The sequence below is a fragment of the Sporosarcina sp. USHLN248 genome, assembly GCF_037144575.1.
Taxonomy (GTDB): Bacteria; Bacillota; Bacilli; order Bacillales_A; family Planococcaceae; genus Sporosarcina; species Sporosarcina contaminans.
Genome location: NZ_JBBCZC010000003.1, coordinates 63,123 through 78,990 on the forward strand (window position 1 = coordinate 63,123; position 15,868 = coordinate 78,990).

General features: G+C 43.2%; 13 protein-coding genes. All 13 read right to left on the reverse strand.

Going from position 1 to position 15,868, the window contains the following annotated elements; genetic code table 11:
* Window positions 1-550 precede the first annotated feature (550 nt).
* Window positions 551-1,135, reverse strand: coding sequence for a 3-isopropylmalate dehydratase small subunit (gene leuD, locus WFH04_RS01980; protein ID WP_336822377.1), 585 nt, complete (start codon window positions 1,133-1,135; stop codon window positions 551-553).
* Window positions 1,136-1,153: 18 nt separating this feature from the next.
* Window positions 1,154-2,563, reverse strand: a complete 1,410-nt coding sequence (leuC, locus tag WFH04_RS01985; protein WP_336822378.1) for a 3-isopropylmalate dehydratase large subunit — start codon at window positions 2,561-2,563, stop codon at window positions 1,154-1,156.
* Window positions 2,564-2,694: 131 nt separating this feature from the next.
* The gene (leuB, locus tag WFH04_RS01990) at window positions 2,695-3,795 is read right to left on the reverse strand and encodes a 3-isopropylmalate dehydrogenase (protein WP_336822379.1); all 1,101 of its coding nucleotides are present in this window, start codon (window positions 3,793-3,795) and stop codon (window positions 2,695-2,697) included.
* A gap of 192 nt (window positions 3,796-3,987) precedes the next feature.
* The gene (locus tag WFH04_RS01995; protein WP_336822380.1) at window positions 3,988-5,532 is read right to left on the reverse strand and encodes a 2-isopropylmalate synthase; all 1,545 of its coding nucleotides are present in this window, start codon (window positions 5,530-5,532) and stop codon (window positions 3,988-3,990) included.
* Window positions 5,519-6,553: a ketol-acid reductoisomerase gene (ilvC, locus tag WFH04_RS02000; protein ID WP_336822381.1), complete on the reverse strand. Its 1,035-nt coding sequence runs from the start codon at window positions 6,551-6,553 to the stop codon at window positions 5,519-5,521. Before ilvC ends, WFH04_RS01995 begins: the two co-directional genes overlap by 14 nt.
* Before the next feature lie 128 nt (window positions 6,554-6,681).
* On the reverse strand, window positions 6,682-7,197 hold the full coding sequence (gene ilvN / locus WFH04_RS02005) for an acetolactate synthase small subunit (protein WP_336822382.1): 516 nt from the start codon (window positions 7,195-7,197) through the stop codon (window positions 6,682-6,684).
* Entirely contained in the window at window positions 7,194-8,951 is a 1,758-nt protein-coding gene (gene ilvB, locus WFH04_RS02010; RefSeq protein WP_408020155.1) for an acetolactate synthase large subunit, read from the reverse strand. The genes ilvN and ilvB overlap by 4 nt, the downstream gene beginning before the upstream one ends.
* Before the next feature lie 359 nt (window positions 8,952-9,310).
* Window positions 9,311-10,978, reverse strand: coding sequence for a dihydroxy-acid dehydratase (ilvD, locus tag WFH04_RS02015; protein ID WP_336822383.1), 1,668 nt, complete (start codon window positions 10,976-10,978; stop codon window positions 9,311-9,313).
* 281 nt (window positions 10,979-11,259) lie between these two features.
* Window positions 11,260-11,796, reverse strand: a complete 537-nt coding sequence (locus tag WFH04_RS02020) for a DL-endopeptidase inhibitor IseA family protein (protein WP_336822384.1) — start codon at window positions 11,794-11,796, stop codon at window positions 11,260-11,262.
* A gap of 78 nt (window positions 11,797-11,874) precedes the next feature.
* Window positions 11,875-12,846: a bile acid:sodium symporter family protein gene (locus WFH04_RS02025; protein ID WP_336822385.1), complete on the reverse strand. Its 972-nt coding sequence runs from the start codon at window positions 12,844-12,846 to the stop codon at window positions 11,875-11,877.
* 96 nt (window positions 12,847-12,942) lie between these two features.
* The gene (locus tag WFH04_RS02030; RefSeq protein WP_336822386.1) at window positions 12,943-13,251 is read right to left on the reverse strand and encodes a Zn-ribbon domain-containing OB-fold protein; all 309 of its coding nucleotides are present in this window, start codon (window positions 13,249-13,251) and stop codon (window positions 12,943-12,945) included.
* A gap of 5 nt (window positions 13,252-13,256) precedes the next feature.
* On the reverse strand, window positions 13,257-14,390 hold the full coding sequence (locus tag WFH04_RS02035) for a thiolase C-terminal domain-containing protein (protein WP_336822387.1): 1,134 nt from the start codon (window positions 14,388-14,390) through the stop codon (window positions 13,257-13,259).
* The gene (locus tag WFH04_RS02040; protein ID WP_336822388.1) at window positions 14,387-15,868 is read right to left on the reverse strand and encodes a class I adenylate-forming enzyme family protein; all 1,482 of its coding nucleotides are present in this window, start codon (window positions 15,866-15,868) and stop codon (window positions 14,387-14,389) included. Before WFH04_RS02040 ends, WFH04_RS02035 begins: the two co-directional genes overlap by 4 nt.

The following is a 15,868-nucleotide window of genomic DNA, read 5'->3' on the forward strand; positions in this document are numbered from 1 at the left end:
ACCGAATGATGATCAGGATTCAATTAACAGTTTAATAGGTGACGTAAGGAGAGTATCAAGTGAATAAAGAGCATGACATACAATTTCTTTTAACATAAAGATTTTCATATGATGTTCTATAGTGGAAGATGGAGATTCCACGAAATTGCTGTGCATTTCCTTCGTGGGATGTGATATCGGTGATGCTATTCAATGTCCTGCGAAGCCTGTCACACAATACAGGCTTTGCGAGTAAAAGATACCTTAGTTTCCGAAAAAACGAGAAATACGGCAAATTGAACTCTTCTTGTTCGAGGCTCACCCGCCTTTCATGGAAAACGTACGCCTAAAACAGAAAGCGACAGCAATAAAATTTTCACATAAAAAAGGAACTGTCGTAGATAGTCAATTTTTACTGACTTTCTCGACAGCCCCTACTTCTATATATAAAATTACATTTTGAATTAAACTCGCTATCCATTTTGCAGTGAAGCAACCGAAGAACTTCCGTTAATTAAGTGCAAATACTATTTTTGAAAGCTATAGCCCACATCTATATAATAGAAGAAACTTAAGCATGCTTTTTTTCATAAGCCGCAATATGCTCTTCATATTGGAAGGTTAAAGAAATTTCATCCCATCCATTGAGAAGCATTTGTTTATAATACGGATCGATGTCAAAAGTATATTTGCTGCCGTCTTCTCCGTTGATCGTTTGCTGTTCCAAATTAACCGTTAATGTGTACGCCGATTGCTGCCCTTTTCGCAACAGCTCCTCTACTTCATCTACTTGCAAACGAATCGGCAAAATGCCATTTTTAAAGCAGTTATTATGGAAGATATCTGCAAATGATGGCGCAATGACAACTTGAAATCCATAATCCATAATTGCCCAAGGCGCGTGCTCTCTTGATGATCCACAGCCGAAGTTTTCGTGAGCTACTAAAATTGTAGAGTGTTCATAGCGCTTATCATTCAGTACAAAATCTTCATTGATTGAACCATCCGGAAGGTATCGCCAATGATAAAATAAATATTTTCCAAATCCAGTACGTTCAATCCGTTTTAAAAATTCCTTCGATATAATTTGATCCGTATCAACATTTTTGCGATCTAGAGGAGTTAAAACGCTTGTTACTTCATTAATTGGCTTCATACTTTCCCATCCTTTCTATTATGCAATAGCGACCTGTTCCTTACGTACATCTACGAAATGGCCTGCGATTGCCGCTGCCGCTGCCATAGCTGGACTCATGAGATGAGTTCTTGAGCCGGCTCCTTGCCTGCCTTCAAAATTCCGGTTAGAAGTTGAAGCGCAACGTTCTCCTGCCGGAACGACATCATCATTCATAGCCAAACACATGCTGCAGCCAGACTCTCTCCATTCAAAGCCTGCATCTTTGAAAATTTGATCAAGCCCTTCTTGCTCGGCCTTCTGCTTGACCGTTCTTGATCCTGGAACGACAATCGCGGTAACAGATGGATGAACTTTTCTTCCTTTAATCACTTCTGCTGCATTGCGCAAATCGCTTAATCGGGCGTTTGTGCAAGAACCGATAAATACGTGTTGAATCGCAATTGAAGTTAACGGAGTTCCTTCTTCCAATCCCATATATGTTAGTGCTTTTTTCAGCGCTTCCTTGTCGGATTCTTTTTCAAAGTCATTTACTGTAGGAACTGTTGAACTAATCCCCGCACCCATAGATGGATTTGTTCCCCATGTAACGAATGGCTCAATTTCAGTTGCATTGATTGTCAATGTTTTGTCATACACCGCTCCTTCGTCAGAAGATAGGGCAAGCCACTCCGCCGCAGCTTCAGCAAAAGCTTCTCCTTCCGGTACATAGCGGCGGCTTCTCAAATAATTTATCGTCGTCTCATCAGGACTGATCAAACCCGCTTTCGCGCCTGCTTCGATTGACATATTGCAAATCGTCATACGTTCCTCCATCGTCATGTTACGAATGGCTTCCCCTGTATATTCGATGATGTGACCAGTTCCAACATCAATGCCAAATTTAGCTATAATCGCCAAAATGACATCTTTTGCAGTGACGCCGAATCCTAACTTGCCTTCGATTTTGATTTCCATCGTTTTCGGCTTGGATTGCCAAAGCGTTTGAGTAGAAAGGACATGCTCAACTTCACTCGTTCCGATTCCGAAAGCAATCGCGCCAAAAGCGCCATGTGTCGATGTATGGCTATCTCCGCAAACAATCGTTTTTCCAGGCTGTGTAAGTCCCAATTCAGGTCCGATAATATGGACAATTCCTTGATCGGGATGTTCCATATGGGCTAACGGAATGCCAAACTCTTCACAGTTCTTTTCCAAAGTGGTAATTTGCTTTTTCGCAATCGGATCGTGGATCGTAGGTAAATTTTTTGTTGGCACATTATGATCCATTGTGGCGTAGCAAAGATCTGGACGGCGTACTTTGCGACCCGCAAGACGAAGACCTTCAAATGCTTGTGGTGAAGTGACTTCATGCAATAAATGGAGGTCGATATACAATAAATCAGGCTTCCCCTGCTCTTCGTATACTACATGTCGGTCCCAGATTTTCTCTATAATCGTTTTTGCCATTCGACTTTCTCCTTTCAGGCATCCAATTACAACGAAAGGATGCCCATAATAATTTATATTTTGTTTACATGCATTATTTAACGAACAATCAATGGAGGCAGGATATCCCTCCATTGATTGATTTTATTTCATTAAACGTACGAGAACATGATGCTGTTCGAAACGAATTGCAAATCCAACTCATCTACGACTTTATCTGTCCACTCGGTTGTAGTAAGAGCCCTTTCTTGATTAGATGCCAAATCCTTCGTGAAGCAGCCATCCTCGAACACTGTATTGACTGCCTTCTCTACTGCAGCAGCTTCATCTTCCATTCCGAATGAATATCGCAGCATCATCGCTGCAGATAGAATGGCCGCTGCCGGGTTGGCAATGCCTTTTCCTGCAACATCAGGGGCTGATCCGTGCACTGGCTCATATAAACCGAAACGGTCTGAGCGAACACTTGCGGATGGCAATAGGCCTAACGAACCTGTAATGACAGATGCTTCATCGCTTAAAATGTCGCCAAACATATTTTCTGTTACAATAACATCGAATGCAGCAGGATTCGTAATGATTTTCATCGCCGCGGAATCGACAAGCTGATGCTCTACTTCAACATCTGGAAACATTTTTCTCTTCTCATCTACGATTTTTCTCCACAGCTTGCTGGATTCTAAAACATTCGCTTTATCAACAGAAGTTAACTTGCCTTTTCTGAGACGTGCTAGCTCAAATGCTTTTTCTACAATTCGCTCAATCTCTTCTCTCGTGTAGATCAATGTATCAACACCAGACTGATTTGTATGGCTGCTCGGTTCCCCAAAGTAGAGTCCGCCCGTCAATTCACGGACGATCATCATATCTACTTCCCGTACAACTTCTTCTTTCAGAGGAGAAGCTTGGAGCAAGGAAGGCACTGCTTTCACAGGTCGTAAATTGGCGAACAGATCAAAATGCTTACGAATGGCTAACAATCCTTTTTCCGGACGCAATTCAGATGGATTGTTATCCCATTTCGGTCCGCCGACTGCCCCTAAAAGGACAGCATCACTTGACTCACAAAGTGCGATCGTTTCGTCAGGCAACGGATTGCGGTGCCGATCAATTGCATCCCCTCCGATCGATCCATAACTGAACTCGAAAGTATGATTGAATCTTCTTCCTACTACTTCTAACACTTTCACAGCCGCTTCCATCACTTCAGGTCCAATTCCATCGCCAGGTAGTACTGCCACTCTTTTTTCCATCGAACTTCTCCTCCTCTATTGGTCTTTGATGCTTAAAAATACTTTTAAATAAATTTGACTTGTAATTTTACTGCTGCTTCAAGACACTCCTTGCAATGATTGCCGCCTGCTACTTCACTCATTGCATTGACAGCTTACAAACAACCGTTAATAAAATTGAATATTCTGATACAAACGGATTGTAAAAATCCTTTAACCGATTGCCGGCTCTTTTATTTTCAACTTTTCCTTTAACAGTTTTCGATTGATTGCGTTCAAATAAGCTTTCGCTGAAGCTTCCAATACATCCTGTGAAACATCGCGACCTGCAAATACTTCACCATTAAAGCTTAAATTGACTAATGCTTCACCCAATGCATCGCGACCTTTGCCGATTGAAGTTACTCGGTAGTCTAAAATATGAACTTCACCTTTTACTAACAGTTCCAACGTATTAAAAATTGCTTCAACGGAACCTGAGCCTGTAGTAGCAACAGTAACCTCTTCTCCTGTCGGGACGACTGCGGAGACTGTGGCAGTTGGAATATTGGACGTGCCATACTGCACTTGAACGTTTTGCAGGTCATAAATCGGAACATCAGCAGATTCGATTTGTTTTCCTGTAAAGAGAACGAAAAGATCTTCTTCAGTAATCTCTTTTTTCCGGTCAGCTAACTTCTTAAACTGTGCGAATGCCTCATTGATTTGTTCATCCGTCAACTCAAAGCCCATAGAGATTGCACGATCTTTGAATGCATGACGCCCGGAATGCTTACCTAATGATAGAGGAGCAACCGTTTCTCCAATCAATTCAGGTGTGATGATTTCATAAGTTTCACGGTTTTTCAGCATTCCGTCCTGGTGAATTCCAGATTCATGCGCAAATGCATTCTTTCCGACAACAGCTTTATTTGGTTGGATTGCTACACCTGTCAAACGGCTCACAAGCTGACTTGTGCGTTTAATTTCCTGCAAATTCACTCCTGTGTCGATCTTGTAAAAATCCTTACGTATATGAAGAGCAACCGCGATTTCCTCAAGTGCTGCATTCCCTGCCCGCTCTCCGATGCCGTTAATTGTTCCTTCCACTTGGTCCGCTCCATTTTCAATGGCAGCAATGGAATTCGCCACAGCCATGCCCAAATCGTTATGGCAATGCGCAGAGAGCTTCACTCGATCAATACCCGTCACATTTTCTTTCAAAAATTTAAAGAGTGCGCCGTATTCTTGCGGAGTTGCATAGCCTACCGTATCTGGAATATTGATTGTCGTTGCGCCAGCCTGAATAACTTTATTAATGATTTGGACAAGGAATTCAGGGTCCGATCGAAATGCATCTTCAGCTGACCATTGGACGAGTGGAAAATATTTTTTGGCATATTTTACGGCCTCCACTGCAATATCCACTACTTGTTCAGGTGATTTTTTCAACTTATATTCCATATGGATCGGTGAAGTTGCCAAGAAAATATGGATATGTGGCTGCTGTGCAACCCGGAGCGCTTCCCATGAAGTATCGATATCGCTTTTCATCGCCCTCGCAAGCCCGGTCACTGTAGAATTTTTTACTATAGAAGCAATTTTCTCCACTGCTTCGAAATCGCCCGGTGAAGAAGCAGGGAATCCTGCTTCAATCACGGTTGCGCCAAAACGTTCAAGTTGGCGTGCGATCTCCAATTTCTCTGCTGTATTTAAATTGATGCCCGCTGATTGCTCTCCATCGCGTAGCGTCGTATCAAAGATGTCAATTGTTCGCACTACCCACCACTTCTTCCTCTTTTGTTTTTGATCCTTCGTTTACAAACGGCATCATCGCACGGAGTTTTTTACCAACAACTTCGATTTGATGTTCGGCTTCCGCCTTTTCAATTGCATTAAAGTTCGGACGGCCATTTTCATTCTCCTCGATCCACCCTTTTGCAAACTTACCTTCCTGAATTTCTGTCAAGATGTCTTTCATTCGCGCTTTTGTATTTGCGTCAACTACACGAGGACCAGATACGAAGTCTCCCCACTCTGCTGTATCGGAAATAGAATAGCGCATTCCGGACATTCCACCTTCGTACATTAAGTCGACAATTAGTTTCAATTCATGCATCGTTTCAAAATATGCCAATTCAGGTTGGTATCCTGCCTCTGTTAGCGTTTCGAAACCGGCTTTTACAAGAGAAGTCAATCCTCCGCAAAGCACTGCCTGCTCGCCGAACAAATCTGTTTCGGTCTCTTCTTTGAAGGATGTTTCCAAGACACCAGCACGCGCAGCTCCGATTCCTTTCGCATAAGCCAATGCAACATCTTTCGCTTGGCCAGAAACATCTTGGTGAACTGCGAATAATGCAGGTACGCCAGCGCCAGCTTCATACGTGCGGCGCACTAAATGTCCCGGTCCTTTCGGAGCGACTAAGAATACGTCTACGTCCGATGGGGGTACGATTTCATTGAAATGAACATTGAATCCGTGTGCGAAAACGAGTGATTTGCCTGCTGTCAATGCTGGTTTGATTTCTTCTTCGTAAACTTTCTTTTGCCTTTCATCCGGCAGTAAAATCATGATAACATCTGCTTTTTCAGACGCTTCCCGCACAGTCGCCACTTCCATGCCATCTTCTTTCGCTTGATCGAATGATTTCCCCGGACGTACGCCAACTACTACATTGAATCCTGAATCCTTCAAGTTTTGTGCATGTGCATGACCTTGTGAACCATATCCGATAACTGCGATTGTTTTTCCTTGTAATCGTCCTTCATTGATGTCCTGATTGTAATACATTTTAGCCATTGTAAAATTCCTCCCTAATTTTGTTTTCATTTATTTGACTTCAATTCGGTGAAGGATCTGTAAGCCCCAACCGAAAGAATAACTGAATCTAACCAAGGTTTTCCCTATACTGAAATATGCTTTTTCCATCATTTTAAGATTGATAGATGAGGTGTCTGAAGCTTCTGGATTTCTCGAACGAACGCTGTAGCGCCTGTTCTTGATAGTTCTTTAATGCCATAGGGCTTTACTAAATCGATGAAAGCTTCAATTTTATCCGGATCTCCTGTCACTTGATAGGTAACAACGTTTTTGCCGGAGTCGATAATCGTAGCTCTGAACGGTTCGACGATGCTATTAATTTCACTGCGTACTTGAGGTGGGGATACAACTTTTACTAAAGCCAGTTCCCTCATGACGATCGACTTGTCTGTAATGTCATTCACCTTAATGACATCTATTTGCTTTTGCAGCTGTTTTACTAATTGCTCGATCTTTCTTTCATCCTCCACATGAACAATGAAAGTCATCTTCGACATGCCTATTTGCTCTGAATGACCGACTGTTATGCTCTCAATATTGAATTGCCTTTTCATTAGCAAGCCGGTCACTCGGTTGAGCACTCCACTTTGATTAATGACGGTTACTGTAATAACTCGTTTCATTCCGGCTTCACCCCGATCATTTCATGTAATCCTGTGCCTGGCGCTACCATCGGATAGACGTTTTCCTGCATTTTCACTCGACAATCAATTAAGACTGGCTCATCTGAAAGGAGCGCTTCTTGGAAAACTTGTTCCGCTTCTTCCATAGTCTTAATCCGGTATCCCTTAATGCTGTATGCCTCTGCCAATTTCACGAAATCGGGCTGCACAGGAATTAATGATTGGGAATACCTTTCTTCATAGAATGTCTCTTGCCATTGACGAACCATGCCGAGTGCGCCATTGTTCAAAATAACGACTTTCACCGGTATTCTCATTTCTTGCAACAGAGATAACTCTTGCGCTGTCATTTGGAATCCACCATCACCTACAATGGCTACAACACGGGCGTCCGGTTTTGCAATTTGCGCTCCGATTGCTGCCGGGAATCCGAAGCCCATCGTTCCAAGTCCTCCGGAAGTGACCCAATGATCCGGTTTGTTTAATGAATAATATTGAGCAGCCCACATTTGGTGTTGCCCGACATCTGTCGTAACAATGGCATCTCCTTTTGTCACTCGATGGATGATTTCAAGCGCCTGCTGTGGCAATAGCTCGTTATCGTCAGTTTTGTACCACAATGGATAATTTTCAGATTTATATTGGAGCGATGTAATCCATTCAGCTGTATCAGGCGAATCAAATTGTTGATCCAACAAAGCGGACAATGCTTCTTTTGCATCTGCTACTATCGGAATTTCGGTTGGTACATTTTTTCCGATCTCTGCTGGGTCGATGTCAATATGGATCACCTTTGCATGCGGTGCAAAAGTCGATAGATTTCCGGTAAGCCGGTCATCAAAGCGAGCTCCGATATTAAGTAGCACATCACATTCGCTAAGTGCCATGTTTGCCGCATAAGTTCCGTGCATACCTGCCATTCCTAAGAACAATTCATGATCTCCCGGAATGCTACCTAACCCCAATAAAGTGTTTGTAATCGGGATACGATGGGATTCCGCAAAAGCTTTCAACTGGTCCATCGCCTGTGCATGCAATATTCCTGCTCCAGCTAAGATGATCGGTCTTTTTGCATGTGAGATTGCTTGAACTGCTTTTTGTATTTGTAAAAAGTTTGGAGTCGTCGTTGGCTGATAGCCTGGTAAATTTACCTCGGCATCGAACGCATCCGCATTGACAAAGATTTCGGTCGACACGTTTTTCGGAATGTCGACGACGACCGGCCCTCTGCGGCCCGTAGAAGCAATGTGGAATGCTTCTTTTATAATGCGAGGTAAATCCGCCACATCTTGCACTTGATAATTATGCTTCGTAATCGGTTGTGTAATGCCGATGACGTCTGCCTCTTGGAAAGCATCCGTCCCTATGACTTGACTTGCCACCTGTCCCGTAAAGACAACTAGTGGCAATGAATCCATCATGGCATCCGTGATCCCCGTCACCAAATTCGTTGCGCCAGGTCCAGACGTCGCAATGACAACCCCCGGCTTACCCGATACACGCGCATAACCTTCCGCTGCATGGATCGCTCCTTGTTCATGACGCGCAAGCACATGCGGAATCGGATCTTTGTACAATGCGTCGTAAATCGGCAAGACTGCTCCACCCGGGTAACCGAAAATCACTTCGACACCTAAATCCTTTAACGCCTTAATCAGAACAGCCGACCCATTACAAGGTTGTTGGTTCGATTGTTCAACCGGCTTTGGCGCCAATTCCATTACTGCTTGCTTCGTTTGAACTTCAGCACTCATTTGCAAACTCCTCCTAACTGAATAATCATTTCATTCATTGCTGTTTATAAATAAAAAGAAAAGCATTTCCACCCCACACAAAGAACACTGTTCCTTATGTAAGGGATGAAAATGCTTTTCATGGTACCACCCTTGTTCACGACAATATATGCCGCCTCTTGAACGGACAGAAACAACTGTCCATTCGCTTATAACGAGCACATTCTGTTGCGCCCGGAAATGCCTAAACAGTTTCCTTTTCAGCATTCCACTCCGAGGGGATGTCGCGAATGGCTGCATTGCCGGCTTCCAGCACGACCGGCTCTCTGTAAATGCAGAAGTCCATTCACTTTTACCTCATCATCGAGTTCATTATATAATTATATTTTCATAACTCCGCCTGTACTGGCGGAAGTTACTAATTTTGAATACCTTGCTAAATAGCCTTTTTTAATTTTGGGTTCAAACGGCTTGAGCTTTAGCCTACGCTCTGCCAATTGTTCATCGGAAACGAACAGCTCAATTGTACGGTTCGTTAAGTCGATCGAAATTGTATCGCCGTTTTCGACTAACGCGATTGGTCCTCCTTCAGCCGCTTCCGGGGAAATATGGCCGATGGATATCCCTCGCGAAGCTCCCGAAAACCGTCCATCTGTAATTAAAGCGACCTTTGTTCCTAAGCCCCGCCCTTGAATCGCTGAAGTTGGTGCTAACATTTCAGGCATCCCCGGTCCGCCTTTCGGACCTTCGTAGCGGATGACAACGACATGGCCTTCTTTCACTGTTCCATTGTCGATGTTCGCTTGTGCATCTTCTTGGGAATCAAAGACGATTGCCTCTCCAACAAATTTTTTAATGGACGGATCAACCGCTCCAACCTTAATCACTCCACCGTCGGGCGCTATATTACCAAATAAAACAGATAGGCCTCCAACCGGACTGTATGGATTGTCTTTTGTCCGGATCACTTGCTCATTTGTAATGTGATAATCCTTCACATCTTCACCGATCGTTTTACCTGTCACAGTAATCCTTTCCGGATGGATTGCTCCAGGAATTTTCGTCAATTCATTAATAATGGCACTTACACCGCCAGCTTTAAATATATCGTCCATTGAAATGTCTGACGCCGGCATAATTTTCGCCAAATATGGAACTCGTTCGGCTACTTTATTAATGTCTTGTACGCTATATTCGATTTCAGCTTCATGCGCAATTGCCAACGTATGTAAAACTGTATTTGTGGAACCGCCCATTGCCATATCCAGTGCGAAAGCATCATCGATCGCTTCTTTCGTTACGATATCTCGCGGTTTTACGTCTTCTTTTACCATTCGGATAAGATGTTTGGCAGCATCTTTGATCAGTTTATGGCGTTCATCCGATGTGGCAACGATCGTTCCGTTGCCCGGAAGAGCTAAGCCAATCATTTCCATTAAGCAGTTCATCGAGTTCGCAGTGAACATTCCTGAACAGGAACCGCATGTCGGACAGGCGTTATTTTCAATATCTAACAATTCCTCTGCCGTCATTTTCCCCGATTTATAAGCACCGACCCCTTCAAAAACAGACGTTAAGGATAATGGTGCGCCACTTGAGGAAACACCGGCTTCCATCGGTCCACCCGAAACGAATACAGATGGCACATTCGTTCGAACTGCTGCCATCAACATGCCTGGCGTAATTTTGTCACAGTTCGGTATGTAAAACACACCATCGAACCAGTGAGCGTTAATGACCGTTTCGGCTGAGTCGGCGATAAGTTCCCTGCTTGGAAGCGAATAGCGCATTCCGATATGCCCCATTGCAATGCCGTCATCGACACCGATCGTATTGAATTCAAACGGAATGCCTCCAGCTTCTCGGATCGCATCTTTGACAATTTCTGCAAAGACGTTTAAATGCTTATGACCTGGAATAATGTCTATATAAGAGTTGCACACTCCGATGAATGGTTTCTCAAGATCTTTCGTCTTAACCCCTGTCGCGTATAGCAAACTTCTATGCGGGGCACGGTCAATCCCTTTTTTAATCATGTCACTTCTCATGGCAATCTCTCCTAATCAAATATCTATAAGGAATTATTCTCTTGCACTGCAATTGTCCGAACAATCGCATTTCCTAATAGATTGATTGTAATCATATATCGGAAAACTGCGAACGTCAACAGTCTTTTTCTAATTATTTATCAATTATGAATTATAATTTAAATTGTATACGCTTACATTCGCGCCATGTTGCAATTCCTAAAAAACATGATTTTTTAAAAATATTTTCTTTACTACTTTTCATCATTTTATTTCTTTGGATAAAACTTCCTCCCCGCCCTTTAACTTTCAATCTTATCAATCCGCCATCCATTTCCATCATACTTAAAAAAAACGGTTAAAGTTGCTGCAGTTCTCGTCTCTCCAATCGGCACTGTTAGTTGTACTGTCTTTTTTTTCTTTTTCGCTTTCAATTCTTTAGCGGTAGCTGAATCATAACGGTATAAAGGGTCCTCTGAACGAATAACTGTGTCCAGCTGAGCCATTTTCCGTTTATGCTTTATGATGCCGTTTTCTTTAATAAACCGTTTCGCAGCTTTTTTCGTCATTGTTTCTTGAAGAGTTGCCATCAGTTTCTTTTTCGTATTCAAATGAGCTGCAAGATATCGATACCTTCCGCCTTTGTAAGTAAACGTCTCATACTCCCCTTCTTCATACATGCCGCCGTTCAATATAATCCTTTCTGTTTCAAACATTTGGATCGTGAGTTCAACGGACTCTACTGGTGTCAATTCCTCTATTTCGGCTGAACCGTTTGAACAAGAGACCAAGAACAACACCATAAATGTAAACAAAGTGAGCAAACATAGTCTTTTCATTTTGCAATCCTCCTGATTGTCTAATAATTAAAGATATGAGAAATGCAAAATGAAAATCCTGCGCTTTTGAAATTCGAATTATTTTTCATGAAGGCTCGCTTTTTCATCACCCAACTTGAACTTAATCTCGAAAAGACTTGCAACCGCAGCACCAACAGTCAAATTGACGACCATATTGGCAACAGCTGGGACAGCCGCAAGTGAACTGACATGTTCCATTGCAAGTGTCGCCGCTAAGGCGGTGTTGCAAATGCCGGTATGGAATAGAATGGCACGTGCATTAACTTCACGAACCTTTAACGCTTTAGCAACTACATAACCTCCTGCCATTGGAATGCAAACTTGTAAAGTTACCGCAAGAAAAATAATAGGCAAAACGGCAATATTTGCTGCAAGCGACTGCTGGGCATTTGAAATAACAGAAAGAATAACTACGAACAAAGCCAATTGCGATAAGACGGAAGTATAAGGCTTAATGCCCTCTACTTTTTCAGTCCATTTCCATTGTAGGAAAAGGCCGACCAGCAAAGGTAGAAATACAATGTATAAAATGTTTAAAAACAATGGCAAAAAAGCTATGGGAATGAATTGACCTGCGAACATCTGCACGAATGTGGGCGTCAATAGAGGAGATATGAATGTATCCATTGTCGCCATCGTAATGCTAAGCGCTACTTCTCCTCCGGCGATAAATGTATAAATATTGGCAGATGTTCCACTTGGAACAGTTCCCGCCAATATGATGCCTGTTGCAATTTCTGCTTCCTTGCTGAAAAATAAATAGGCAATAACGATTGAAACGAAGACGGTCATCGTCCATTTTAAGCCGACACCGATTAAAGCAAACTTCGGACGGCGGATTACTTGGAGCAATTTGTCCGTTGACAAGGACATTCCCATCAATAAAAAGATCGTACCTAACCCCGCTCCCGTTAAACTTTGGATTGGAATAAATAGCCCTGGCAGTAAATAAGCGATCACTGAAAGCAGCACAATCCAAATCGCCAAATATTTTGATATGATTTTCGTTGCTGCTTGTAATAGTTTCATCAATATCCCCCTCGAACTTGTTACATGCTGATACGAAATCGTAAAAAAATAAACCTGTGCACGGACGCAGATTGCCTTCATGCACAAGCTTTCGATTTATTTTGCTTTCTGATAAATGAATGCCCCATCCTCAATGCGTTCCATATCAACCGCATCTCCAATCTGCGCAGATTGCTCCATTCGAACTGTCACTTTTGCATTTGCTTCGTCAAGTTGGATGAGTGCAATTGTGTAAGGTGCAAGGTTCGTAAATTCAACAGGCGCGATATGAATATTCGTAAAACTATACACTTTTCCTTTCGAGGAAACTTCTATTTCCGCTAATTTACCTTTCATGCACTTCGGACAAGTATATTTCTTAGATACGCTCGCATAATCGCATACATCGCACTGAAAAACGATCATTCCGGTCACACCCTTTCCAAAATATGCACAGTTGAATAGGAGCCCGTTCCGCCTAAGTTTTGCGATAATGCTAACCTCGCGCCAGCGACTTGGTTCGATGCAGTTCCTCTCAATTGTCGAACAAGCTCATATATTTGTGCGATGCCGGTCGCCCCAATCGGGTGGCCCCGTGATAATAGCCCACCGCTTGGGTTTACGGGCCTAATTCCTGTAGATTTCGTCTTGCCCTCTTGTACCGCTATCCATCCTTGGCGTTTCTCGAAAAAACATAGTTCCTCAATTGCGATTATTTCAGTCATCGAAAAACAATCATGAATTTCCACAACATCAATATCTTCTGGCCCAACACCGGCTTTTTCATAAGCAAGCTTTCCAGACTCGCGAATTGCCGGGATAGACAGTAGATCGTCAGCATCCTGCATTTGTGTTGGCCCCGAACTTTGAGCTGAAGACCGAATATGGATATTTGATTTATTCTTCGAAATGACCAGTGCTGCCGCTCCATCCGTCATAGGCGAGCAGTCGAATAAACCTAATGGGCTCGTAATCATGCGAGCATTCATAATTTCTTCGAATGTCGCTGCCTTTTGGAATTGAGCTAACGGGTTGTTTACAGCATGTTCACGATTTTTCAAGGCAACCATTGCCAAATGCTCTTTCGAAGCTCCCGTTTCATGAAAATACCGATTAGCAAGAACGCCGAAAAAACCAGGAAAAGTCAATCCGGCAAGCTTTTCATTAGAGTCATTGTCCATCGCAGCATTAATTGCATGGGTTACATCAGCAGTCGAAGCATGTTTCATCTTTTCCACACCAGCTACTAACACCGTGTCATATTCACCACTTAAAATGCCCATGATCCCTTGTCTAATCGCAATGCCCCCGGAAGCGCATGCGCCTTCAACCTTTGCGGTCGGGACAGGACCAAGGCCCAATTCATTTGCCACAATCGCACCTAAAATTTCTTGATTGCAAATCGAACCACCCATGAAATTTCCGACATAGACCGCGTCCACTTTCGGATTGCCTGCATCTTTCAACGCTTCAAGGCAAGCTGCAATCAGCAGTTCTTTCATCGATTTCTCGATGAACGTTCCGAAACGGGTCATGCCGATTCCATGAATATATACATTTGTCATGCTTGGACCTCCTCATGCTGCTCGCGAAGCTCCCTCTTCAATATTTTTCCGTAAGAGCTTTTTGGAAGCGCATTCACAATATGAATCTCTTTCGGTTTTTTAAAGCTTGCCATATTCTCCAAACAAAGCGCCAACAATTCTTCCGATGTCACAGGCACCGTTCCATTTGGCACAACATATGCAACGACATTCTCGCCCCATTTATCATCCGGAACGCCGATCACACATGTTTCTTTCACGCCGGCATGCAAATTGAGAACCTCTTCCACTTCACGTGGATAAATATTGACTCCTCCAGAAATAATGACGTCTTTTTTGCGGTCAACAATGTGTATATAGCCTTCCGGCGATTTCCATCCTAAATCCCCCGTATGAAGCCACCCGTCCTTCAATGTGTCCGCTGTCGCCTGCTTATTATTCCAGTAGCCTTTCATAACGAGCGAACCTTTGCAAATGATCTCTCCAACTTCCCCATCCGCTAATTCAACGTTCGCACCGTCAACAATTTTCACATCAACAAATAGACCCGTTCGGCCACAAGACTCCAGCCTGTCGGCCATTTCGCCCTTAGGCATCATCGTAATGCACATGGGCGCCTCAACTTGTCCGTACGTTTGTGCATAAATTGGGCCTGTCAGGGAGATCGCTTGCTTCAATTTGCTTGCAGCGATCGGCGAGCCAGCCATATTGATGGATTTTAACGTCGATAGTTTGGAAGGATCGAAATTGGGATGCTGGATCATCAAATTCACCATCGTCGGCACTAAGAAAATGATGGAGACTTGCTCCCTCTCCAAATCATTGACGAATTCTTCCGGCTCGAACTTATCAAAAACGACTTGTGTCAGTCCGTAAAGCCATGCAACATGCGATAGGAAATTGCTCCCGTGTGTCAAAGGGGCAACATGTCCAATGACATCGCCATAGTTTGCATCACAAGCAACGGCCAATGATAATGCGCCAGCAAGAATATTGCGATGCGTCAGCATAACCCCTTTCGGATTGCCGGTTGTTCCAGATGTATACATAATGGCGAAAAGATCGTCTTCCCCGATATCTTCATTATTTCTCATGCCTCTATACTGTTGGATCACCCGTTCATATTGCTCTCCAACAGGCAAGACGTTCATTTTCAGATCAATCGCTTCAATTAAAACTGCTTCCCCAATCACTAAATTGACACCCGCGTCTTTAAGCATATATTCGTGTTCTTTCGGATGAAGACGATAATTCAAAGGAACTTTAATAATACCTGACAGAGCAACGGCTACATCCAACTCGATATGTTCGAAGCGATTGGACATCAGGATGCCGAGACGGTCTCCTTTTCTCAAACCAACCTTTTGAAAAAAAGCTGTCAGCGCATAAGCTCTTTCCATTAACTCTGCATAAGTCAATGTCCTATGTCGATCTTTCACTGCAATTTTGGTGGGATAGGCATTCGCAGATTTAATGACTAATTTCCCGATCGTTTCCAT